This window comes from Marinomonas pollencensis, from assembly GCF_003387375.1.
In the GTDB taxonomy this organism is placed as follows: Bacteria; Pseudomonadota; Gammaproteobacteria; order Pseudomonadales; family Marinomonadaceae; genus Marinomonas; species Marinomonas pollencensis.
Genome location: NZ_QUNG01000001.1, coordinates 463,158 through 486,413 on the forward strand (window position 1 = coordinate 463,158; position 23,256 = coordinate 486,413).

Genomic DNA, 23,256 nt, shown 5'->3' on the forward strand with positions numbered 1-23,256 from the left:
ATAAAGTCTCCCATTTGCTAATTAGTGTCGTTGAGAAATAAGCGCTTCGGCAATCAATAAATCTTCTGGCAAAGTCACTTTAATATTACTACTTTCACCGACTACAAGGTCTGGATGCCAACCAATAAGCTCCATTGCAGAGCACTCATCGGTAACCGCTAACGCTTGTTGATCGGCTTTTTTTAACGCCTCATATAAAACGTCTGCGGGGAACTTCTGTGGTGTTTGTGCAAGCCAAATATGGTTGCGATCCAAGGTACCTTTTACCTTTCCAGTGTCCGTCTGGCACTTAACCGTATCACGGGCCGGAATCGCTAAAATGGCGCCTTGCGGATGATTATTCTCCACTATCCGCGCCAAACCAGTGGCGGTCAATAACGGGCGGGCAGCATCATGCACTAACACAGACTGACACCCTATTTGCTGCTGCTCATGTAGAAACTGCAGGCCATTACGTACCGTATCGCTGCGTGTGGAGCCGCCAACAAAAACCGCAACCTGCTTATGGTTCCGCCACTTGGAGTCTGGCCAATAGCCATCTTCGGCCCCCAATCCCACAGCAATACCCGCAATCATAGGGTGATCAATAAAAATCGAAATGGTTCGGTCTAAAATAGTGTCGCCAGCTAACGAAAGGTATTGCTTAGGAAAGCCTGCATTCATTCGCTGACCAACGCCAGCAGCAGGAATAATAACCCAGAGAGCTTGTGTCATTTTTCTACTATCCGATAAAAAACTTCGCCGTCTTTAATGTATTGAAGCTCGGTGCGAACATGCTCTTCCACCGCCTCTTCCCCTTGACGGAGATCATCCACCTGCGCTCTTAGCGCTTGGTTGCGATGTTTAAGGCGCTGATTAACGCGTTCTTGATATTCAATTTGCTTGGCCAACTCTTCCTGTCGCTTTATTCCTTGCTCGCCGTAATACAGGTGATAACCCTGATAACAGATCGCACAACTAAACAAAAAAAAGATCAATCGCGGCATAATGCCCTCAGCCTATCTACTCTCAATCCCTTATTATCAAAGGAAATAGAATAAAAAAAAATAAAAAAAAGGGAGAACCATGTTCTCCCTTTTTCAGATCAGTTTACATTACTGACCTTTGATCTCAGAAAGACCCTTGTATGGGGCTTTTCCGCCTAATTGCTCTTCAATACGAAGCAATTGGTTGTACTTAGCAACACGGTCAGAGCGGCACAGCGAGCCAGTTTTAATCTGTCCAGCCGCGGTTCCTACTGCTAGGTCAGCAATGGTTGCGTCTTCTGTTTCACCTGAACGGTGAGAGATAACAACAGTGAAGCCAGCGTCTTTCGCCATTTTGATAGCAGCCAAGGTTTCACTCAAAGAGCCAATTTGGTTGAACTTGATCAAAATAGAGTTAGCGATGCCATTGTCGATACCGCGCTTAAGAATCTTAGTGTTAGTCACGAACAAGTCATCACCCACTAACTGAACTTTATCGCCCAACAATTTAGTTTGATGCGCAAAACCTTCCCAGTCAGACTCGTCAAGGCCATCTTCAATAGAAACGATCGGGTATTGCTTAGTAAGATCTTCTAAGAAGAAGTTAAATTCCTCTGAAGTGAATTTTTTACCTTCACCCTTAAGATCGTAGATATTCGCTTCTTTATCGTAGAACTCAGACGCTGCACAGTCCATTGCTAGAGTAATGTCTTTACCCAGCTCATAGCCTGCCGCCGCAACGGCTTCTTTGATCACAGCCAAAGCTTCCGCGTTAGAGGCCAAATCCGGTGCAAAACCACCTTCATCACCAACCGCTGTATTCAAGCCACGACCATTCAAAACTTTTTTCAGAGCATGGAAAATTTCCGCACCGTAACGCAACGCCTCACGGAAATTTGGCGCGCCAACTGGCTGAATCATAAACTCTTGAATATCAACGTTATTGTCTGCGTGCTCACCACCATTGATGATGTTCATCATTGGCACCGGCATGGAGTACACACCAGGTGTGCCATTGATGTCTGCGATATGTGCATAAAGAGGCACTTTTTTAGCAGCAGCGGCGGCTTTTGCCGCGGCCAAAGAAACCGCTAGGATAGCGTTCGCACCAAAAGTAGATTTGTTTTCCGTGCCATCAAGATCAATCATGATTTGGTCAAGCTCGGCTTGTGCTAGCGCATCTTTGCCGATCAAAGCATCACGAATAGGACCATTAACAGCAGCAACGGCTTTTAACACGCCCTTGCCCAAGTAACGGCTCTTATCGCCATCACGTAATTCTAAAGCTTCACGAGAACCGGTAGAGGCACCAGACGGTGCACACGCTGAGCCTACTGAACCATCCGCCAATATAACATCGGCTTCAACAGTAGGATTACCACGAGAATCTAATACTTCTCTGGCTTTAATATCAACGATCTGACTCATAACAAACCTCTTAAAATAAATGAAAAACCACAAACTTTCTGTTTGTGCTAATTATTTTTCTTTACCTGCGTGCTTCAATGCTGCGTGAACAAATGCACTGAACAGGCCATGTCCATATCTAGGTGTAGAAGTAAATTCTGGGTGGAATTGACAAGCAACAAACCAAGGATGATCGGCGATTTCTACCACTTCAACCAAAGAATTGTCTTCTGAACGACCAGAGATCGTCAAGCCTGCTTTTTCTAACGCATCCAAATAAAAGTTATTTACTTCATAGCGATGACGATGACGCTCAGTAATAACTGCTTCGCCGTATGCTTCGAATGCCTTCGTGCCTGCGGTTAGGTTACAGTTCTGAGCACCTAGGCGCATCGTACCACCTAGATCAGATTCCTCTGACCGGATTTCTTTGGAACCCTCTGCATTGGTCCATTCGGTAATCAGACCAACAACTGGGTTCTCTGCTTTTAAATTAAATTCTGTACTGTGCGCGCCTGACAAGTTGGCCACGTTACGAGCAAATTCGATAACCGCAACCTGCATCCCCAAACAAATACCTAAATAAGGCACTTTGTTTTCGCGGGCGTATTTTGCGGTGGTAATTTTGCCTTCCACGCCACGCTCACCAAAACCACCAGGGACAAGAATCGCATCCATATCCTTAAGGATTTCGGTGCCATTCTCTTCGATGCTTTCCGAATCGATGTAATGCAACTTCACTTTTGTACGGGCATGAATGCCAGCGTGATCCATGGCTTCAATTAAGGATTTATAAGCGTCCAATAACTCCATGTATTTACCAACCATGGCGATATTGATTTGCTTCTCTGGATTTAATTTTGCCTGCGTTACTTTATTCCAGATACTCAGGTCTGGCATATCACAGTCAAGATTAAAACGCTCAACAATCAAGCTATCCAAGCCTTGGTCATTCAGCATTTGCGGAATGCGGTAAATCGTGTCCGCGTCCGGTAGAGAAACCACAGCGCGCTCTTCTACGTTAGTAAACAAAGAAATCTTTTTACGCTCTGGCGCTTCAATCGTCACTTCAGAACGACATACTAGAATATCAGGCTGAATACCAATTGAACGCAACTCTTTAACAGAGTGTTGAGTCGGTTTTGTTTTCGTTTCACCTGCCGTACGAATGTAAGGCACTAAGGTCAAATGCATGAATAAAGCGCGGTGAGAACCGACTTCTACCTTCATTTGACGAACCGCTTCTAAGAAAGGTTGTGATTCAATATCACCTACAGTTCCACCAATTTCAACAAGCGCAACATCCGCTCCTTGAGCGCCGGCTATGACACGACGTTTGATTTCATCCGTGATATGAGGAATAACCTGAACAGTACCACCTAGATATTCACCACGACGTTCTTTCTTCAGAACATGCTGATAAATACGACCTGTCGTAAAGTTATTACGCTTGCCCATTTTTGTTGAAATGAAGCGTTCATAATGGCCAAGGTCTAGATCGGTTTCGGCGCCGTCTTCGGTAACGAAAACTTCACCGTGCTGGAAAGGACTCATGGTGCCAGGATCCACGTTAATGTATGGATCCAATTTTAGCATGGTGACTTTCAGTCCACGCGATTCAAGGATTGCCGCTAGAGATGCTGCCGCTAAGCCTTTACCAAGTGATGAAACCACGCCGCCTGTGACGAAAATATATCGTGTCGCCATGAGTGTTTAACCCGCCTTAAAGAATGAGAAAATGAGATTTGATGGCGCATAATAATACACCTTCAGGACGGGAGAAAATGATAACATCGCCAGCCTTTTCACTCAATGTAAAACGCACCTGTTTTATAGGGAAGAAAACGAAAATAGCCTCTAAATTTTGCCAACACCTTGTAAATAGAGACTTAGATGTCAAGTTCCAGCATTGAGGTTTTTGCTCGTGAGCAACACGGCATGATCAGTTTACCTGAAGCTCGTTCACGCTCGCTAAGAAATGTATCCCTATGTTCAGGCACACCATGCACCACTGCCGTTTGGCAAGTACCACACACACCTTCCTCACAAGACACTGGAATAAACACACCATGCGCCTCTAACACTTCAGTGATGGTTTGCTCCGGCGCCACCTCTAACACCTCACCCGTGCTGTGGATTTTAATGCTAAAAACCGTGTTCTCAAGTGCTTCATGAGCGTCCTCTGGAGCAGAGAAATACTCTTTATGCACATAATCTTGAGACCAGCCAAAGCTCAATGCTTGTGATTCTAACTGCTGAATAAGGCCTGCAGGACCGCAAACATAAAGCCTTGTATTTAGCGCCTGTTGAGACAGTAGATGTACACAGTCCAAACGTCCAGAGCCTGACTCTTGACTAAAATGAAACTGCACTTTATCGGCAAAGGGTGAATCGGTGAGCCAATCAACAAAGGCCGCATTCTGCGAAGATCGAGCACAATAATGCAGCTCGAAAGGGCGTGCTGTTTTGTCTAGCTGCTGAGCCATTGCCAGCAAAGGCACAATCCCAATCCCCCCAGCCACCAGCACAAACTTACTTCCCGCATCGCTCAAGCTAAAATGGTTCTTAGGCTCGCTGATGGTGAGTTTTTCTCCTACTGAGAGGCGATGCATTTCTTCTGAACCACCCTCAGACGACGGTGTTTTCAGCACAGCCACCTGATAACTTGCTGCCGCCTCCTGCAACCAACAAAGTGAATAGGGTCGTATTCGACCACTTGGTAAATGCACATCAATGTGCGCCCCCGCCTCATACTCAGGCAACCGGCTTACCTCCTCGGCCTGAAACACAAGCCGCACAATACCTTCAGCTTCAATATGTCGCTCAGCAACAATAACAGAAATCATATGTCCCCTTAGCAAACGGTTATATGCGCATCAATTCTGCGCTTCCTTGCCCTGTGTCAATGCTCAGGTTTTACTTTATTGCTAAACATTAACTGCGTCATTCGTACTTAAAAAAGACCGTCATCTGGTTTACATCTATCACTCTGACGGCAACAATAAATCCCATCATGCCACGGTAAACGAAGGGAACCAATCAACAACGATCACTTAATAGGAGACGGTCATGAATCCAGAGCAAATACATAATTTATACGCCTATTCAAGCGACGTTGAGCAAGCGCTTATAAAACTTGAAACCCTGCTACAAAAGCCAACACGGTCAATTGTCGGCTTAATTGGATATCCAGGAGCAGGAAAAAGCACACTTGCTAACTACCTAGAATCAAGAATGGAAGAATTGCACCCAGGTCAAGTTATCAGCCTCTCCATGGATGGTTTTCACTTCCCCAAAGACACTCTTAAACAGTGGCCTAACGCTTCAGAGGCGCTTGCTAAGCGAGGCGCTCCTTGGACATTCGACAGCGCTGCATTGATTAATCGAGTTCACCAACTTCTCTTCCAATACCAGCAACAAGACGTCAAATGGCCTAGCTTTGATCACAGCGTAGGCGACCCTATTGAAGAAGATATCCTGATCCCACAATCCGCTAAAATCGTTATTATTGAAGGACTCTACCTTTTGCATAATGCAGATGGCTGGCAAGAATGCTGCCATTTACTCGATCAATGTTGGTTTTTAAATACGCCATTGGAGCTTGCGCTCGAGCAACTCGCCAAAAGGCACATGCAAGATTGGGGCTGTGACTATGATCAAGCTATGCTAAAAATTCAGCAAAGCGACGCGCCGAATGCGAACCTCGTACTGGCGAGCAAATCGGCCGCGGACTGGTCTCTCACCGTTTAATATGACTGAGCTTAAGCGTATGGGCAGTGCCTTAACACTTCCAATCAGTGTTAAGGCTTTCCTTCGGCAACCATGCTAGCACTGCGTTTTAAAGACAAGTTTATCCGCTGAAACATACCTTCAATCATGTCCGTTTGTGGCGAGTTTCCCACCCGCGCCACCAATTCATTGTGCAACTGCCGACAAGCGCTCTCAAACTCCTCGGTATGCTGTCCTTTGGTGGCAAATATAAAAGTCTTGGCTAATGCCGCTTGCCATTTCTCTAGCGCCTTTACATCCCCTCCGGCGATAGCTTCACATAAAGAATGCAGCCTGATGGAGACGTGCCCAAGATTTAAACCTGTCAGTCCCAAGTCCGTCACCACACGCGTTGTCGATCTTTGATCATAATTAATCAGCCGCAATAAACGATCTTCCATGCGCCCATTAAACCAATCTGCTGAATGGCTCTTGCGCTTTAATTGCGCCAGATCAGCAGTCGTTGCCTTAAACAAGCGACGCACTAACAATTGGTTACTGGGACCTTCTACTAGTTCAAAGACCCAATATAAAAGGCATACCCCAACAAAAATTGCCATCGCTGAGCTTAGCGTGTAATCCACAGAAAAGGGCAGCGACATATCCATCCCCGGACGGACTAAAATGCTAAATGGAATACAAAAACCTAGGCCATAAGGCAAGGTGTCACGCCTACCTAAAACCAACAAGCCCAGAAAAAATGGCCCTGCTAATACCAATAATAAGATTTCTAATTGGCCTGCGCTTTTCGCTAACAAATTAAGCGCATAAAAAATCGCAACGGGTATCGCGACCAAAACACCAACGAGAATCCGTCGCAACACCAACTTTAAAACCATACGCGGCAAACGCGCCAACATAATGGAAAAAATAGTCGGCAGTATCATAATCATTAAAGCAGCACTGGCTCCCGTGCTAATCCAGATTAAAGCGCCAAGCAAAAAAATTGCTGCCGTGCGTCCCCCAGTGACCAACCCCAGCAAAGGATCCCGGTGTGTTTGTGCACTTGGTGCTTTAAGCAGGCTATTATCCCTGTTTTCTAAAGCCCCGAAAGCGCGCAATAAAACCGCTAGATCTGCGGTTAAGTCTAACCCTACGGTAAGCATTCTTACTTCAAATGGCTGATCACTCGTGGTTTGTTGGCGTAATTCAATAAGCGTTTTTCGCAGCGCTCGAACGCGTTCATAACAATCATCAAAATCGTCCGAGGCCGCAATTTTACTAAAGACTTCCCTAAAGTGTTCCAACAATTCATTTAACGCTGGCGTCATCATTTCTGCATGCTGACGCTGCAAACGACCAAAAATCTGTATCACTGCTAACAAAGACAATACCTTATGACTTATTTGCTTAGCAGCACGAGCCCTCCCTGGTCCCTCTGGGCCTTCGTAGGCCACTGCGCTGGAATCATCACTGACCAAACTGAGCGTTTGAATAATACTGTCAATGTGCTGATGGCGTTGCTCATGGGTGCCAGACAGCGCCAACTCAGCCACCAAATAGTTTAACGTTTGGTTAATTACAGATCGTGACTGGGCTTGCAGCCCGTGTTTCACCTTCACCGGCCAAAACAAGTGGCTTACTAGCGCGGCACATATCGACCCTAACACTATCTCGCTTACTCTGGCTTGGGCCACATCAAACACCGCCTGACTGTCGGCAGTTGCAGGAGATACCATCACCAATAAGACTATGATTTCAGCCGTTACTCCAGCCATGGCGAAACCATAAATAAAATTGGCTTGCCTGACCATGGCGGAAAACGCCGCATTGAGACCAAGCCACAAGGTCACAATAGCAATGGCTAGGTAGGGGTAAGGCATAAAATAATTTAAAATGAGAATCCCGACCACACCACCAATAAGTGTACCGGCAATTTGGCAGATGGCTTTTTCAATTACCATGCCGCCTTCTGGTCTCATCTGTAAAAAGACCGCTGAAATTAATGCCCAATAAGGCCGGTCTAAATTCAGATACATGGCGATAGTCAGAGCCATCGCCATTGCGATGACACCTTTTAATGCGAACAGAATCGCGTAGCGCTCAGGTAAAAACAGTGCTTGAAACACAGCTGACATGTTATCCCCTACTGCTCTGAGAGGTGAATGGATACCGTCATACCAGCACTAAGCCGAATGTCTTGGGGAACAGAAGCTAACTTAATATCAACAGGAATGCGTTGCGCTAAGCGAACCCAATTAAATGTTTGCTGGATTTGTGGCAACAACTGATTATCGCTCTGTGTATTTGTATTCGCGATGGCCCGCCCTATACTCGCCACCTCACCTGTGAGCTCGCCCCCACCTAATAGGGTCACAGTGGCGTGCTGCCCCAGATGAATTAATGGAAGTTTCGTTTCTTCGAAATAGCCAGTTACATAAAAAGAGTCTGCTTTAACAATGGCTAAGACGGGCACACCTTGGCTAACATAGTTTCCTTGTCGCAAGTTTAAATTGATGATGTTACCCGACTCAGGGGCGTAGATTTTGGTTCTGTTAACATTTAACTTGGCGGTTTCTAACTCTGCTAATGCTAGCTTATAGTTAGCTTCTGCTATTTGGGTATTGATCCGTGCGACCTCTAGGTCTTCTGCACTAATTGATTGGCTTTTAACAAGCTGCTTACGGCGCTCGTATTTATGTTGCGCCAGTGCCAATGCATATTTTTCATTCTCGGCTGTCGCTTCACTTTTTGCTAACGCGGCATGATAGCGCTGGGCATCTACCTGAAACAACAATTGGCCTTTTTTCACCACGGCATCATGACGTACATCAAGTTTAGTGACCCAGCCAGATACATCTGGCGCGACCGTAATAATATCCGCTCTAACACGACCATCCCGAGTCCATGGTGAATACATATAATCATTCCAAACCCATGAGCCCGCACCCCCAGCAATCAGCACCAGCAATACAGTCACTAACACTCGCATCGTTTTCATCATAAACTTTATCTTCCACCTAATAAGTAGACCGTTGCGGCCAAGTAACAGAAAAACAAAGCAACTTCAAACCACGCGACCTTCCAAATTCGCTCACGAAGATGAAGCCAATGTAAAATAAAACGCGTTGCAGCCACCAATAAAAATGCAACCGGCAGTAAAACAACCAATGGACTAAACTCTAATCCTGCAAAAGAGACGGTTTGTAACATTTTACCTCACCATACGAGCTTATAAAGCAGCCGCAGACAGCCCTCAAAAAACCAACAATGGAAACAGACCTGACACAGTGCCGAAATTGGTCTTATAGCGAATAATAATTAACTCGCATAAGCCAGCAGATTCTCAAACGCGACTCGACAATAAAGTTCATAACTGTTTTTCTCAACATACCCAATGTGCGGCGTTGCCAATACATTTGGCATAGACAACAGAGGGTCTGATGGCGCTAAAGGCTCCTGTTCAAACACATCTACAGCGGCAAAACCTGGCGTACCTGCGCGTAACGCGTCCACCAAAGCGCCTTTTTCTAGCAATTCTGCGCGACTGATATTAACCAGTAAGGCATCACGCTTCATTTGTGTAAGATCGTCCTTTGTTACTATTCCTTTGGTCGTGTCATGCAACCTTAGATGCAGCGACAATACATCACTCTGGGCAAAAAACATCTTCTTAGAAGAGGCCGCGTCATACCCTGCATCGATTGCTTTTTGTCGAGACTCTTCACTGCCCCACACCAGCACCTTCATTCCAAAAGCGCTGGCATAACGGGCAATACGCTGGCCAATTTTACCAAAACCCCAAATACCGAAGGTTAACCCAGCTAACGTTCGCCCCAATCCTAACGGGCCAGAAGATTGCCACTGACCTTCCTCTAGGCGGCTAGCATAAGGTACAAGGTGGCGTGAGGCAGCCATCACAAGAGCCCAACACAGTTCAGCTGGCGCCACTGGAGAACCCACTCCCTCAAGCACAGTCACACCATATTTACGACACGCTTCTGGGTCCAAATGGTTACTGATTTTACCTGTCTGGCTAATAACTTTAAGATTCGGCAACGCGGCAAGAAAAGCCTCATCAATCGTGGTTCTCTCACGAATTAACACAACCGCCTCGATCTCTTTTAAAGCCTGTATTTTTTTTTCAGGGGTTAGAATATCGCTAACAATGGTAACGTCATGGGCTTCCAATAAGGACATGCAATCCAAATCTTTAATGACATTTTGATAATCGTCTAATATCGCAATTTTCATTCTAACCTCGTTCTAAAAGCGCTTGTTCAACAGGGAATGGCAGTAAGTCGTTTAACTGCCACTCGAAGGTAATATCCAAGTAACTAGGGTGCCGCCATAATGAGCCAATTGCAATCAACTCCCCCTCTAAATACAAATAAGGCAAATGATCACGCCACCAACTGGGTATTTTAAGATCATTAAACCATTTCTTTATTTTTCGCCTATGCCCATTGGCAAGCAGCAGCACAGCGCCTTGAGGCCGCTCACCTAAACAAAAACGCCCTTCCCCTAACACCAGTACTTGATCGAAAGCGCGCCGCAAAGGGACTCCAGAATGAAGCTCTCCAAGCTCTGCTGGTTGCTCCACCGGCAATACATATAACACGCCTTGGTGGCGCATAATCCGTCCAGTTGGAAAACAAAACTCGGGCTGCTTATGCTCCTCACCAAATACCATAGACAGCACATTTTCTAATTGTGCATAAGACAATGAAATACTTTTACCCTGTAAAAAAGAGCGCAACCAAAAGCGTTGCTTATCCTCTGGTAAGGCCTCCAAATGACGTAAAATTAATCCACCTGATAGATTGCACCAGTCCTTTAGTTGCACCTGTGCAAATTCCGCCAACATGGCGTAATCTGTTGCTATGCGCTGTGCTGCAGAGGCAATATTTTGTTCCATCTTAGGAAAACGCACCTCTAAGGTAGGCACTATTCGGTGGCGAATAAAATTACGCGTAAACCGCTCATCCTGATTTGATTCATCCTCCACCCAACAAAGCCCATGATGCTTGGCATAGGCATTAATACTGGATTTGGACATGGTCAGCATAGGTCGCAGCAACGCCCCCTTGCCTAACGCACGTATAGCGGGAATACCAGATAGCCCTTTTCCCCCAGTGCCACGCAACAAACGAAACAAGACTGTCTCAGCTTGATCTCCTCCATGATGCGCCATAAGCAGTACATCATCTTGGCTCAAGACCTCTTCAAACACTTGATAACGCGCTTTGCGAGCGGCGTCCTCCAGTGACGCCTGAGATGCTAAGCAAACTTGCCGAGAAACAAACTTCACCCCTAATTGCTGACAAACTGATTGGCAATGTTGCTGCCAACGGTCCGCATTTTCACTTAGCCCATGGTGTATATGTATTGCGGTTAATTTGGCTTTCTGCTCAACATTCAATACCGACACCAAAGCATGCAGCAACACATGAGAGTCGACACCACCGCTAAAACCAAGCCAGATTTGAGCATCACCTGAAAATAGAGCTGCAACCCACTCAGGGTTAAAACTCACGGTATCAGTCGAAGCCATTGGGGGCTGAGAAAAATAAGCATGCATAATCGAAATTGAAGGGCTCTTTTATTAAGGAATCAAGGGATACTATACCGAACGGGCAGTTTCTATAAACAAAAAAGCCCCCTAATATAGGAGGCTTTTAATATCCGAAATAAGTCTTATAGTCCGTAAGACATCAAACGATTATAGCGTCGAGCCAATAACTCTTCAGTAGTCAGTTCATCCATACGGCTTAAAGCAGTAAGGATATTTTCTTTTAAGCTATGGGCGATTTGCTCATGGGCAATATGTGCGCCACCCATTGGCTCCTTAATAATGGTATCCACAAAGCCAAGCTCTTTTAGTCGGTCTGCTGTGATGCCCATGGCCTTCGCCGCATCGGAAGCACGCTCAGCACTCTTCCAAAGGATAGATGCACAACCTTCTGGGGAAATAACCGAATAGGTACCGTATTGCAGCATCATTAGCTCATCGCAAACGCCAATCGCTAAAGCACCACCAGAGCCACCTTCGCCAATAACGGTCGAGATGATTGGCGTTTTAAGACGTGACATGGCAGCAAGGTTAAAAGCAATCGCTTCACTTTGTCCACGCTCTTCCGCACCGATACCTGGATAAGCCCCAGGTGTGTCAATAAGAGTAATAATGGGCATCTTAAAGCGTTCTGCAGTTTCCATTAGGCGCAACGCCTTGCGGTAACCTTCTGGGCGTGGCATACCAAAGTTGCGAAGTACTTTTTCTTTTACTTCGCGGCCTTTTTGATGACCAATGATCATCACAGGACGGCCGTCTAGGCGAGCAATACCACCGACAATAGCACGATCATCAGCGTAATGACGGTCGCCGTGCATTTCTTCAAAATCGGTGAAAACATGTTTGATGTAATCTAGTGTGTAAGGGCGCTTTGGATGGCGCGCTAATTGCGACACTTCCCAAGCTCCTAGATTACTAAACAAGCTTTTAATTAGCGCAACCTTCTTGTCTTCAAGACGGCTGATTTCATCACTAATATTGAGTTCGTTGTCGTTGCCAACTAAACGTAACTCTTCAATTTTTTGTTCGAGTTCAGCAATCGGCTGCTCAAATGGTAGATAATCTAAATTCATTGTTAATTACACTGCTGTTTGGTTGCCATCAAATACAAGACAAAAGACTTTTTGCCATCTGCTCTGTCGGCGCCGCTTCTCGCAACGCGCTTTTGTACAAATTATAAAATGAGGCTAAGTATACACTAGCTGAACATTTTGTTTACCGTATTGTTTCTGAAGTTCATGAATTAATTCGTCATCAGGTAAAATTTTCCAATTAGACCCGAGTCGAATATCACCATGAGCTTGATCCGTATCAAAGCCTATCACTACATCACAGCCGTTCCCTCGAAATGGTTCCATGTATTTAGCCAGCTGTTTAATCGCTTCACTTGTTACCGACGCTTCATCCCAGGTGATGCGTAAAGCCTCAACATAACGCACACGAGCTTGAGGAATATCAAAGATATTACGCGCAATCACTTTTTGACCGCCGCGAAACTCATCAACATTGATCTCCCCTTCTACCACAACCACTTCATCTTTTACGATGACACCTTTTAAGGTTTCGTAGTTATCTGGAAAAACGGTCACCTCAATACGAGCCGAACGATCATCCAAAGTCACAAAGGCGATATTGCCACCTTTTTTACTTTTGGTAATCCGCAAATCAACAATCAAACCAGCCATCACCTGAGTATCACCACGCTTTGGCTGCAAATCGACGATACGAGAACGCGCAAAGCGACGTATCTCTTTTTCGTATTCATCAATTGGATGACCTGTGACATACAAGCCTAACGTATCTTTTTCACCATCTAGCCGCTGTCGACCTGGCCATTCGTGACGAATGCCAACTTCGTCATAGGCATTTTCCGTGGGCTCTTCCACCGCAATACCAAACAAATCCATCATACCAGCGTCGTGGCTTTTGGCAGCTTGATCTGCTCGTTTCAGGGCCCCATCTATCGAGGCAAACAAAGTCGCTCGGTTTGGTCCAATCGTATCGAATGCCCCAGAACGCACTAATGCTTCCATTACACGCTTATTGACCTTGCGGCCCACACGTTGACAGAAATCAAAAATATGTTCAAATGGCCCATCCTTCCGAGCTTCAACAATGGCTTCAATCGGACCTTCACCAACGCCTTTAATTGCCCCTAATCCGTAGACAATTTCACCCGCTGGCGTCACGGTAAACTTGTAAACAGACATGTTCACATTCGGTAACTCTAGCGGCAGCTTCATGGAGCGACATTCTTCGATAAAAATAACGATTTTGTCGGTATTCTGCATATCGGCTGATAATACTGCCGCCATAAACGGCGCAGGGTAATGCTTTTTCAACCAGGCGGTTTGATAAGACACCAAAGCATAGGCTGCCGAGTGAGATTTGTTAAATCCGTAGCCCGCAAACTTTTCCATCAAGTCAAAGATATTACCGGATAACTCTTTGTCTACATTGTTTTTCAGCGCCCCTTCCATGAAGATTAAACGCTGCTCAGCCATAACTTCGGCTTTCTTTTTACCCATCGCACGACGCAATAAGTCAGCGCCGCCTAAAGAGAATTTAGCCAATACCTGAGCAATCTGCATAACTTGCTCTTGGTACAAAATAATACCGTACGTTGGCTCCAATACAGGTATCAGATCTTCATGTTGATAGTCTGGATGAGGAAAAGCCAGCTCGGCACGACCGTGCTTACGGTTAATAAAGTCGTCTACCATGCCTGACCCAAGCGGTCCAGGTCGGAACAAGGCCACCAAAGCGATAATATCCTCAAAACGCGATGGCAATAGCTTCTTAATCAATTCTTTCATACCACGGGATTCCAGCTGGAACACCGCGGTGGTTTCCGCCCGCTGCAACAAATCATAAACCGATTTGTCTTCAAGGTCGATTAACGCAATATCAAGTGGCGGCTTACCCGCAACCTCATGAATTTGGTTAATATTTTTAACCGCCCAATCCACAACCGTCAGTGTCTTCAGGCCCAAGAAATCGAACTTGACCAGGCCGGCCTCTTCCACGTCATTTTTATCGTATTGGGTCACCAAACCTGAGCCATCTTCTTCACAATACAAGGGTGAAAAGTCGGTCAGTTTAGTCGGGGCAATCACCACCCCCCCCGCATGCTTACCAAAGTTACGCACCACACCCTCAAGTGAAAAGGCCATTTCCATGACCTCTGCGGCGTCTTCATCTCCGGCCAAAAATTCAGGTAAAGCAGGCTCTTCTTCTAACGCTTTTTTCAGCGTCATGCCGATCTCAAAAGGGATCAGTTTAGACAGTTTATCACCCAGGCTATATGGCTTACCTTGCACCCGCGCCACATCACGAACAACGGCTTTCGCCGCCATGGCACCAAAGGTAATAATCTGTGATACCGCATCTCGGCCGTAGGTTCTTGATACATAATCAATCACTCGGTCACGATTATCCATGCAAAAGTCGATATCAAAGTCAGGCATAGAAACCCGCTCTGGGTTCAAGAAACGTTCGAAAAGCAAATCGTATTCAAGTGGATCCAAATCGGTAATTTTAAGTGCATAAGCTACCAAGGAGCCGGCACCAGAACCTCGTCCAGGCCCAACTGGAATATCGTTATCCTTCGCCCACTGGATAAAGTCCATCACGATCAAAAAGTAGCCTGGAAAGCCCATTTGATTAATGATGTTCAATTCGAAATCAAGACGATCCCAATATTCTTGACGACGCTTTTCTATGCGTTCTCCGTATTTATTAACGAGAAAATCAAAGCGTTCTTGAAGCCCGTCATAGGAGATTTTTTTGAAGAAGTCTTCCATGGTCATGCCGTCTGGCACAGGGAAGTCTGGCAAGAAGTATTTGCCCAGCAGCACATCAACACTACAGCGCTTGGCAATTTCTACGGTATTTTCTAACGCCTCTGGAATATCTTCAAATAAAGCTTCCATTTCATCGGCGGTTTTTAAGTACTGCTCTTCTGAGTAGCGGCGCTTACGGCGCGGGTCATCCAAGGTAACGCCATCATGAATACACACTCGCGCTTCATGGGCTTCATAATCTTCACGCTTAAGAAAGCGCACATCATTCGTTGCCACAACCGGACAACCTAGCTGGGCCGCGATGGGCACAACTTGATGAATAAAGCTTTCTTCACCTGGTCGGCTAGTACGCTGTAACTCGACATAAAATCGATCAGGAAAAACCGACATCCAATGCGCTAATTGCTGTTCTGCTTCGGCTGGGTGACCTTTTTCTAACAACAAGCCCACATCACCTTCACGGGCACCCGATAAGGCAATCACATCATTACTGTGCTCCTCGATCCAGGCTCGCTTAATAATCGGACGACCTTCCACCTGACCTAACTGATACCCTTTAGAAATCACCTTGATGATGTTCTTGTAGCCTTCATTCGACATGGCCAATAAAGTGAGGCGGGAGCGAGCACCAATCACGGCGTCTTCTTCTAGTACGACATCCGCACCACAAATCGGTTTAATTCCTTTGTCCATCGCGCCCTTATAGAAACGCACAAAGCCACACAGATTATTCTCATCAGTAATGGCCACTGCGGGCATGGTCATGCTTTCAGTCGCGCTCAACAGCCCTTTCACTTTCACTAAGCCGTCGACTAAAGAAAACTCTGTATGTACGCGTAAATGGATAAACGATGTGGACAAAATATTAGCCTTCTAAAATTTTCTTCACAGGCCCAAACGTACGCCTGTGAATCGGAGTTATTCCATATTGCTTGATGGCGGCAAGGTGCTGCGCCGTTGGATAGCCTTTGTGCTTTTCGAAGCCATATTGTGGATACTGTTGCGCCATTTTGACAATCTCTCTATCGCGCGTCACCTTTGCCAAAATTGAAGCCGCAGAAATAGCTGCATGACGAGCATCCCCTTTTACCACAGCTTCAGCCGAGCACGTTAAGTCTTTGGGCACACGGTTGCCATCAATCAAGGCATGCTCAGCAACAACAGGCAACTGCTGGATCGCACGGCTCATGGCAAGCATGCTGGCATGGAGAATATTGAGCTGATCAATTTCCTCTATACTAGCACTTGCTACCGCATAGGCTAATGCCTTGTGTTGAATTTCGACAAACAGGGCTTCGCGCTTTTTCTCAGTTAGCTTTTTCGAGTCAGCAAGGCCTGCCACTGGATTTTTTGGGTCCAGAATCACCGCTGCGGCAACGACTTCTCCGGCCAGAGGCCCCCTTCCTGCCTCATCGGCACCGGCAACAAGGTCACCAAAATATACATTACTTACGAAGGGTTCCATTAATCACGCTTTCCTTCAACTAGATCGACAATGGCTTGAGCGGCCGTTTCACCCGCATTTTTACGTAACAGCCGATGCAACGCCAAATAACGAGCTTGAATATTCTGATCCCCAATAAAAGACTGCCAGGTTTGCAATAACCGACAACTCAAGTTACTGGCGGTGGCCTGATCTTGAAGCAGCTCGGGCACCAACTCATCATTTGCCAATAAATTCGGCAAAGAGACATAAGGTACTTTTAGCATTCTCGACATAATCGCATAGGTTAGCTTACTAAAGCGATATGCCACCACCATAGGGCGCTTTACCAACATGGCTTCCAAAGCCGCGGTGCCTGATGCTAATAACAAGGCATCACTTGCTGCCATGACTGTCCTCGACTGACCGTCAATTAAAATTGCTTCGGCGTTGGCTTCCTGCAATAAAGCTGCAATTTGCTGTTTACGCTCTTGATTGGCTGCGGGGATTAAAAAACATGCCTCTGGCTGCTGTTGTTTAATCAGCTTCATAGTGTCAATAAATAAAGGCGCCAGCTTCGCAACCTCTCCTCCTCTAGAGCCTGGCAAAATACCAAAAACTGGCCCCGTCATTGCTGGCAAGGACAAAGCATTTCTAGCCGTTTCAGCATGGCTCTCTAAAGGAATTTCATCCGCTAATGTGTGCCCCACGCAGACCACAGGAATGTTATGCTGGTGATAAATAGGCAACTCAAATGGGAATAGTGCGAGCATTAAATCGACGGACTTTTTGATTTTAAAAATCCGTTTTTGGCGCCAAGCCCACACAGAAGGGCTGACATAATGCACCGTCTTGATACCCGCTTCTTTTAATTTTCTTTCAAGAGGAATCGTAAAGTCTGGGGAATCTATACCAATAAACGCTGTCGGTGGATCGGCAAGACAAGCTTTATATAACTGTTTGCGTATCCCTAATAACTCACGCAATCGACCGAGCACTTCGACTAGCCCCATTACGGACAGACGCTCCATTGGCACAACACTGGTCATACCTTGGGCTTGCATTAATGGGCCACCGATGCCTTCAAAGATCGCATCGGGCTGTAACAGTTTGAGATGAGCAATGAGGTTGGCGCCGAGAATATCGCCAGAAGCCTCTCCTGCTACAAGAACATAACGCGTCACCGCCATTCAATTTCTTCCATTCTGGGTAATAAAAAAACCCCGAAATAGTCCGGGGTTTTCTCTAACAATGCCAAGCAAACATTGTTTAACGAACAATGCCGCGTTCTGAGCGACGGATAGACAAAACAAAGTTGGCTACTTCCGGTATTTGATAAACAGCATCCTCTTCAAGCTCAGTCAACGCTTGCGTTAACGTCAGCCCCTTTAGATAAACCGTTTTATACGCTTTACGAAGCGCTTTAATCACCTCTGGTGATAGCCCCCTGCGGCGCATTCCCTCGAAGTTCATACCATGGGCTTTGGCTGGGTTGCCAGAAACCATCATAAACTGAGGCACATCCTTTGCCACCATAGACCCCATACCACACATGCTGTACGAGTTTACTTGGCAAAATTGGTGAATGCCTGTATAGCCACCTAAAATAACAAAATCCCCGACCTTTACGTGCCCCGCCAAAGCGGCGTAATTAGCAAAGATATTGTTATTGCCGACGATACAATCATGCCCGGTATGGGTGCTCGCCATAAACAAATTATGATCACCAATTTGGGTCAAACCATTATCTTGAACAGTGCCACGGTGAATCGTCGCATTTTCACGGATACTATTATGGTCACCAATAATCAGTTTTGTTGGCTCGCCTTTGTACTTCTTGTCTTGGTTCGCTTCACCAATCGAAGCAAATTGATAAATTTCATTATGGCAACCAATCGTCGTATGACCATTAATCACCACATGAGATTTAATAACGCTACCCGCGCCAATCTTTACATGAGGTCCAATGACAGAAAAAGGACCCACTTCAACACTGGAGTCTAATTCTGCTTTTGGGTCAACTAAAGCTGTTGGGTGTATCGTCACTATAATTTCCTGTCTGCACACATAATAGTTGCGGAACAAGCAAGCTCGCCATCGACGGTTGCTTTACATTCGAATTTCCAGATACCACGTTTTTCAGTAAGAATCTTAGCTTCTAATTGTAGTCTATCACCAGGCACAACAGGACGCTTAAAGCGCGCCTTATCAGAACCAACAAAGTAATAAATAGAACCATCTTCTGGGGTTTTACCCATTGTTTTGAAGCCCAATACACCCGCCGCTTGGGCCATAGCTTCAATAATCAACACACCAGGCATAACTGGGTGATCAGGGAAATGCCCGGTAAAGAAAGGCTCGTTCACTGTTACATTTTTATAAGCGACAATTGAATCATTTAGATTAATCTCAACAACTCGATCTACCAGTAGAAATGGGTACCTATGGGGTAAGTATTTACGGATTTCGTTTACGTCCATAATCATTTAGCATCAACCTTTTGTTAAAAGCTTATTAACTTGTTGTTCCAGTTTTGAGATTTGCTTTGCCATGTCATCGATTCTTCTTAGTCTTGCCGCCGAACGTCGCCATTTATCCGTCGGTTCTAAACCTGTCCCAGAAGAATATGATCCTTCTTGCAGAATTGATTTACTTACCAAACTCATCGCCGTTATATGTACACAGTCGGTTATTGTTAAATGACCAACTATTCCAACGCCTCCTGCAATCGTACAGAAAGCGCCTATTTTAGTGCTTCCAGCAATCGCTGCACAGCCTGCTATCGCGGTATTATCCCCAATAACAACATTATGAGCAATTTGAACCTGGTTATCGATTTTAACACCATCACCGATTTTTGTATTCTCTATGGCGCCACGATCAATCGTCGTATTCGCACCAATCTCAACTCGACTGCCTATTTCCACCGAACCAAGCTGATGAATTTTTTTCCAGCCATCTTTAGTTGGTGCAAAACCAAATCCATCGGCCCCAATCACTGCGCCACTATGGATTATGCAATCTGAGCCTATTATAACATCGTGATAAAGGGTGACATTAGGATAAATAAAGCATTTTTTAGAAATTCGAGCACCACGACCAATAACCGTACCCGCACCAATCACGCAACCTTCTTCAATAACTACGTCATCGTCTATCACCACATTCGGTGCGAGCACCACATCCTCAGCAATAACGGCCTTATCTGACACAGTACAGCTTGCATCCATGCCAGCCCATTTATGGGTAGCTGGAACAAACAAATGACTTAAGGCGGCAAAGGCAAGATAAGGATTTTTCACTACAATCGCGTTGTCCAACACCGCCGCTAGCTCATCACTTTTAACCAATACCGCACCAGCAGACGTCGTTGCTAACTGACTTTTGTATTTTGGGTTTGCTAGAAAGCCAATGTGATTTGATTTGGCATTTTCAAGAGTGCCTAATCCATCAATCCTTAACTCTGGGTCTCCTTTCACTCTACCCTGAACCGTTTCTGCTAACTGGGCTAGAGTATATTCCATGCTTTATTTACCCTTATTCATGCGTTCTATTAATTCTTTGGTAATATCGGCATTCGCCTTAGCGTAAATAATAAGCTCTCGATTCAATACTAAATCTAACTTACGCTCTTTGATGATTTCTTTTAATGCCGCTTCACCTTTAGGGGTCAGCTTCTGAATCAACTGTTGTTCTAACTGTTTCGCTTGACGCTGCATACCTGCCGCCATACTACGAACTTTATTTTGCCCTTGGGCGAGCTCAATCCTGCGCTTCTTTAACTCATCTGGCGCTAACGTCAATTCATCACGCTTCAAATTATTCGCCATTGTTTTCAGCTTTTCTTGCTCAGATTTCAGACGCGCATCCATTTCAGCCACTTGCTTTTTAGGCTCTACCGCTTCTTGTTTGCCTACATCACTTTGCAACAAAGCCGCGCGAAAATCGACAACAGCGACCTCATTAGCGTGCACACTGCCGATCAATAAAAGCCCGACAAGTGCGCCCAATAGGTTTTTCATATTCTATTCCTTTTTTATACGTTGCTATTGTTACCTTAGAAAGTAGTACCTAACTGAAATTGGAATACATCGGTGTCGTCTCCACTTTGCGCATTAAGTGCTTTCGCCAAATTAAATGACAATGGCGCAATCGGAGTAATCCAAGTCCAGCTAAAACCAACACTGTAACGCAAATCGCCTAAATCAACGCCTTCCGTACAGTTGGTACTCACAGAATAACAAGAGTCTGTGAATACATTACCTGCGTCTAAGAAAATAGAGGTTCGTACCGATTTATGATCTTCTACCATTGGCAGTGGGAAAATAATTTCCGCTGTACCTGTCATCAGGATATTACCACCCATCGCATCACTATCATTATCACTATCTGAGCTATAAGAGTTCTGCGGCCCTAAAGAAGACGAACTAAAACCACGAACAGACCCAGTACCACCGGCATAATAGTTTTCATAAAACGGCAAATATTCAGTATCGCCATAGCCATTACCATAGCCTGCACGGCCTTTTACATGGAACAGCCACAGGTTCGAGTTCTGAATATTCCAATATCTCTGCGATGTTAAACCTAACTTGAAATATTGTTGGTCACTACCAGGTGTTGCCACCTGCAAACTTGCACTGGTTGAATAACCATTGGTTGGCAATACACCACCGATCAAATCACTGTCACTCCACGAAATAGAGGCGATCAAATCGGTAAAACTATCCCCATTAGTATCCACAAAGTCGCTTGTTTCAAGTGATGGGTCATCACTTAAATTAATCGATGTTTGCTGCACCGTCGCACCGAAGGTAATACGCTGGGTGTCGGAAATTGGGTAACCATAAGTAAGCCCAGCTCCGACTTTATCCAGTTGGTAATCCTCGATATCGTCGTCATCATAGTCACTACTTTGATAGTAAATTTTCGCCCCACGACTGACCCCATCTACCGTAAAGTAAGGGTCGGTGTAACTAATAGTGTAATTCGTATAACTACTACCACGGGTCGCATTAAAAGCCAGCTTATTACCGCTCCCCATAAAGTTAGATTTAGAAATACCAAACCCTAAGATCAAACCATCTGAATCAGAAAAACCTATGCTCGCTTGAATGCTGCCAGAAGCCTGCTCTTCCACAGTGACATCCAAATCCACTTGATCCGTAGTACCAGGTACGCGACGCGTCTGCAGATCTACCTTACTAAAGAAACCTAAACGCTCTAATCGACGCTTTGACGCCTGAATTTTAGAATGCGTTGCCAATGCCCCTTCAAACTGAGTCATTTCGCGGCGCATTACTTCATCTTGAGTCTCGCTGTTGCCACTAAAGATAATTCGGCGCACATACACTTTAGGCCCTGGCGAAATTTGATAGGTCAAATTTACCGTATGATTATCAAGCTTTTCTGGAATCAAATTTACATTAGTGAACAAGTAACCATGATCACCCAGTTCTGCAGATATGTTGTCAATAATTGTCGTGACATGACTACGGGAAAATACATCGCCTTTTTTCTGATCAACTTGTTTCCACACCAAATCTTCAGAAATAGGCAAGCTACCACTTAACGAGATATTGTTGATGGTATAAGGCTTACCCTCTTCCACATTGACAACAATATATACATCACGTTTATCTGCCGACAAACTCACCTGGCTAGATTCAATATTGAAATCCAAATAACCATGGTCGAGGTAAAAACTCTTCAGGGTATCTAAATCCCCTTGCAGTTTCGCTTTGCTGTATTCATCGGCTGAGCTGAACGGGTTCCAAGAAGCACCTTCTTCACCAGATTGAAAATCTTTCGTTAGCTCTTCATCACTAAATGCTTGATTGCCGACGATATTAATATGGACGATTTTGGCTGTTTTACCTTCGTCTATGTTAATCGCTACCCGCACACGGTTTCGCGGCATGTCCTTGATCGACACGTCCACAGTGGCACCATAGCGACCTAAGGCATAGTATTGACGCTGCAGCTCTTGCTGGATTTTATTCAGTGTCTCTGGCTTGTAGATTTCACCTACTTCCAAGCCAGACAACTTAAGACCTCGTTTAAGGTCTTCCGTTTTAATTAGGTCATTACCTTCTATGGTCAAATCACCAATAGACGGCCTTTCATCAACCTTGAAGGTTAAGACATCTTTGTCTTCATAAACATCGATATTGCTAAAGTAACCGGTACCAAACAAAGCACTGATAGCCTGATACACTTTATCAGAGCCATAAGGCTGACCTTGTTCAAAACCAATCACATCAAAGGCTCTAGCTGATGGCATTTGCACTAAGCCGTCAATCCGTACGTCTTCTATATTTTTAGCGATACTTTGCACGCTTATCAAAGCCAGCAGTACTGCTGAAACGACTTTCATAT

The 23,256-nt window shown here is 45.3% G+C and carries 20 protein-coding genes; 1 reads left to right on the forward strand and 19 read right to left on the reverse strand.

All coding sequences use genetic code 11. The features are described 5' to 3' along the window. Window positions 1–21: 21 nt before the first annotated feature. The 5 genes from ispD to DFP81_RS02140 all read right to left on the reverse strand — a co-directional run bounded on the left by ispD (window position 22) and on the right by DFP81_RS02140 (window position 5,218). A complete protein-coding gene (gene ispD / locus DFP81_RS02120) occupies window positions 22–714 on the reverse strand; it encodes a 2-C-methyl-D-erythritol 4-phosphate cytidylyltransferase (protein WP_115896101.1) in 693 nt (230 codons plus the stop codon). After that, complete coding sequence (locus DFP81_RS02125) at window positions 711–986, reverse strand: septum formation initiator family protein (protein ID WP_115896102.1); 276 nt, start codon at window positions 984–986, stop codon at window positions 711–713. Before DFP81_RS02125 ends, ispD begins: the two co-directional genes overlap by 4 nt. 108 nt (window positions 987–1,094) lie before the next feature. After that, the gene (gene eno, locus DFP81_RS02130) at window positions 1,095–2,393 is read right to left on the reverse strand and encodes a phosphopyruvate hydratase (protein WP_115896103.1); all 1,299 of its coding nucleotides are present in this window, start codon (window positions 2,391–2,393) and stop codon (window positions 1,095–1,097) included. A 51-nt stretch (window positions 2,394–2,444) separates the two neighbouring features. Further along, on the reverse strand, window positions 2,445–4,079 hold the full coding sequence (locus tag DFP81_RS02135; RefSeq protein ID WP_115896104.1) for a CTP synthase: 1,635 nt from the start codon (window positions 4,077–4,079) through the stop codon (window positions 2,445–2,447). A 182-nt stretch (window positions 4,080–4,261) separates the two neighbouring features. Then, window positions 4,262–5,218 carry a PDR/VanB family oxidoreductase gene (locus DFP81_RS02140; protein WP_115896105.1) on the reverse strand — a complete coding sequence of 319 codons (957 nt, stop codon included), beginning with the start codon at window positions 5,216–5,218 and terminating at the stop codon, window positions 4,262–4,264. Window positions 5,219–5,441: 223 nt separating this feature from the next. Between DFP81_RS02140 and DFP81_RS02145 the strand changes: the two genes are divergently transcribed. Beyond that, on the forward strand, window positions 5,442–6,122 hold the full coding sequence (locus tag DFP81_RS02145) for a nucleoside/nucleotide kinase family protein (protein WP_115896106.1): 681 nt from the start codon (window positions 5,442–5,444) through the stop codon (window positions 6,120–6,122). A 50-nt stretch (window positions 6,123–6,172) separates the two neighbouring features. On the opposite strand, the gene DFP81_RS02150 is transcribed toward DFP81_RS02145, so the two are convergent. The 14 genes from DFP81_RS02150 to bamA form a co-directional block, all read right to left on the reverse strand. Next, a complete protein-coding gene (locus tag DFP81_RS02150; protein WP_115896107.1) occupies window positions 6,173–8,218 on the reverse strand; it encodes an FUSC family protein in 2,046 nt (681 codons plus the stop codon). Between the two features lie 8 nt (window positions 8,219–8,226). Then, window positions 8,227–9,084 (reverse strand): efflux RND transporter periplasmic adaptor subunit, encoded by an 858-nt coding sequence (locus DFP81_RS02155; protein WP_115896108.1) that lies wholly within the window; start codon window positions 9,082–9,084, stop codon window positions 8,227–8,229. A 5-nt stretch (window positions 9,085–9,089) separates the two neighbouring features. Then, window positions 9,090–9,293 (reverse strand): DUF1656 domain-containing protein, encoded by a 204-nt coding sequence (locus DFP81_RS02160; protein WP_115896109.1) that lies wholly within the window; start codon window positions 9,291–9,293, stop codon window positions 9,090–9,092. Window positions 9,294–9,401: 108 nt separating this feature from the next. Further along, entirely contained in the window at window positions 9,402–10,334 is a 933-nt protein-coding gene (locus tag DFP81_RS02165; RefSeq protein WP_115896110.1) for a D-2-hydroxyacid dehydrogenase family protein, read from the reverse strand. Between the two features lies 1 nt (window position 10,335). Next, window positions 10,336–11,634 (reverse strand): tRNA lysidine(34) synthetase TilS, encoded by a 1,299-nt coding sequence (gene tilS / locus DFP81_RS02170; protein ID WP_245959059.1) that lies wholly within the window; start codon window positions 11,632–11,634, stop codon window positions 10,336–10,338. A 143-nt stretch (window positions 11,635–11,777) separates the two neighbouring features. Then, window positions 11,778–12,725 (reverse strand): acetyl-CoA carboxylase carboxyl transferase subunit alpha, encoded by a 948-nt coding sequence (gene accA / locus DFP81_RS02175; RefSeq protein WP_115896112.1) that lies wholly within the window; start codon window positions 12,723–12,725, stop codon window positions 11,778–11,780. A gap of 114 nt (window positions 12,726–12,839) precedes the next feature. Continuing rightward, window positions 12,840–16,316 carry a DNA polymerase III subunit alpha gene (gene dnaE / locus DFP81_RS02180; RefSeq protein ID WP_115896113.1) on the reverse strand — a complete coding sequence of 1,159 codons (3,477 nt, stop codon included), beginning with the start codon at window positions 16,314–16,316 and terminating at the stop codon, window positions 12,840–12,842. A gap of 4 nt (window positions 16,317–16,320) precedes the next feature. Then, the gene (gene rnhB / locus DFP81_RS02185; protein ID WP_115896114.1) at window positions 16,321–16,920 is read right to left on the reverse strand and encodes a ribonuclease HII; all 600 of its coding nucleotides are present in this window, start codon (window positions 16,918–16,920) and stop codon (window positions 16,321–16,323) included. Continuing rightward, entirely contained in the window at window positions 16,920–18,068 is a 1,149-nt protein-coding gene (lpxB, locus tag DFP81_RS02190) for a lipid-A-disaccharide synthase (protein WP_115896115.1), read from the reverse strand. Before lpxB ends, rnhB begins: the two co-directional genes overlap by 1 nt. A 79-nt stretch (window positions 18,069–18,147) precedes the next feature. After that, on the reverse strand, window positions 18,148–18,924 hold the full coding sequence (lpxA, locus tag DFP81_RS02195; RefSeq protein ID WP_115896116.1) for an acyl-ACP--UDP-N-acetylglucosamine O-acyltransferase: 777 nt from the start codon (window positions 18,922–18,924) through the stop codon (window positions 18,148–18,150). Then, window positions 18,924–19,364 carry a 3-hydroxyacyl-ACP dehydratase FabZ gene (gene fabZ / locus DFP81_RS02200; protein WP_115896117.1) on the reverse strand — a complete coding sequence of 147 codons (441 nt, stop codon included), beginning with the start codon at window positions 19,362–19,364 and terminating at the stop codon, window positions 18,924–18,926. The genes lpxA and fabZ overlap by 1 nt, the downstream gene beginning before the upstream one ends. Before the next feature lie 6 nt (window positions 19,365–19,370). After that, window positions 19,371–20,402, reverse strand: coding sequence for a UDP-3-O-(3-hydroxymyristoyl)glucosamine N-acyltransferase (gene lpxD / locus DFP81_RS02205; RefSeq protein WP_115896118.1), 1,032 nt, complete (start codon window positions 20,400–20,402; stop codon window positions 19,371–19,373). Between the two features lie 3 nt (window positions 20,403–20,405). Further along, entirely contained in the window at window positions 20,406–20,900 is a 495-nt protein-coding gene (locus DFP81_RS02210) for an OmpH/Skp family outer membrane protein (RefSeq protein ID WP_115896119.1), read from the reverse strand. Between the two features lie 35 nt (window positions 20,901–20,935). Further along, window positions 20,936–23,254, reverse strand: a complete 2,319-nt coding sequence (gene bamA / locus DFP81_RS02215; RefSeq protein WP_115896120.1) for an outer membrane protein assembly factor BamA — start codon at window positions 23,252–23,254, stop codon at window positions 20,936–20,938. Window positions 23,255–23,256 lie beyond the last annotated feature (2 nt).

What these genes read in the sequence shown, in the direction of transcription:
- DFP81_RS02210 (WP_115896119.1), bottom strand. Translation starts at nt 20,900, where the DNA reads ATGAAAAACCTATTGGGCGCACTTGTCGGGCTTTTATTGATCGGCAGT.
- DFP81_RS02155 (WP_115896108.1), bottom strand. Translation starts at nt 9,084, where the DNA reads ATGATGAAAACGATGCGAGTGTTAGTGACTGTATTGCTGGTGCTGATT.
- DFP81_RS02140 (WP_115896105.1), bottom strand. Translation starts at nt 5,218, where the DNA reads ATGATTTCTGTTATTGTTGCTGAGCGACATATTGAAGCTGAAGGTATT.
- DFP81_RS02145 (WP_115896106.1), top strand. Translation starts at nt 5,442, where the DNA reads ATGAATCCAGAGCAAATACATAATTTATACGCCTATTCAAGCGACGTT.
- lpxB (WP_115896115.1), bottom strand. Translation starts at nt 18,068, where the DNA reads ATGGCGGTGACGCGTTATGTTCTTGTAGCAGGAGAGGCTTCTGGCGAT.
- accA (WP_115896112.1), bottom strand. Translation starts at nt 12,725, where the DNA reads ATGAATTTAGATTATCTACCATTTGAGCAGCCGATTGCTGAACTCGAA.
- tilS (WP_245959059.1), bottom strand. Translation starts at nt 11,634, where the DNA reads ATGGCTTCGACTGATACCGTGAGTTTTAACCCTGAGTGGGTTGCAGCT.
- ispD (WP_115896101.1), bottom strand. Translation starts at nt 714, where the DNA reads ATGACACAAGCTCTCTGGGTTATTATTCCTGCTGCTGGCGTTGGTCAG.
- rnhB (WP_115896114.1), bottom strand. Translation starts at nt 16,920, where the DNA reads ATGGAACCCTTCGTAAGTAATGTATATTTTGGTGACCTTGTTGCCGGT.
- DFP81_RS02165 (WP_115896110.1), bottom strand. Translation starts at nt 10,334, where the DNA reads ATGAAAATTGCGATATTAGACGATTATCAAAATGTCATTAAAGATTTG.
- fabZ (WP_115896117.1), bottom strand. Translation starts at nt 19,364, where the DNA reads ATGATTATGGACGTAAACGAAATCCGTAAATACTTACCCCATAGGTAC.
- DFP81_RS02150 (WP_115896107.1), bottom strand. Translation starts at nt 8,218, where the DNA reads ATGTCAGCTGTGTTTCAAGCACTGTTTTTACCTGAGCGCTACGCGATT.
- lpxD (WP_115896118.1), bottom strand. Translation starts at nt 20,402, where the DNA reads ATGGAATATACTCTAGCCCAGTTAGCAGAAACGGTTCAGGGTAGAGTG.
- eno (WP_115896103.1), bottom strand. Translation starts at nt 2,393, where the DNA reads ATGAGTCAGATCGTTGATATTAAAGCCAGAGAAGTATTAGATTCTCGT.
- DFP81_RS02135 (WP_115896104.1), bottom strand. Translation starts at nt 4,079, where the DNA reads ATGGCGACACGATATATTTTCGTCACAGGCGGCGTGGTTTCATCACTT.
- DFP81_RS02125 (WP_115896102.1), bottom strand. Translation starts at nt 986, where the DNA reads ATGCCGCGATTGATCTTTTTTTTGTTTAGTTGTGCGATCTGTTATCAG.
- bamA (WP_115896120.1), bottom strand. Translation starts at nt 23,254, where the DNA reads ATGAAAGTCGTTTCAGCAGTACTGCTGGCTTTGATAAGCGTGCAAAGT.
- DFP81_RS02160 (WP_115896109.1), bottom strand. Translation starts at nt 9,293, where the DNA reads ATGTTACAAACCGTCTCTTTTGCAGGATTAGAGTTTAGTCCATTGGTT.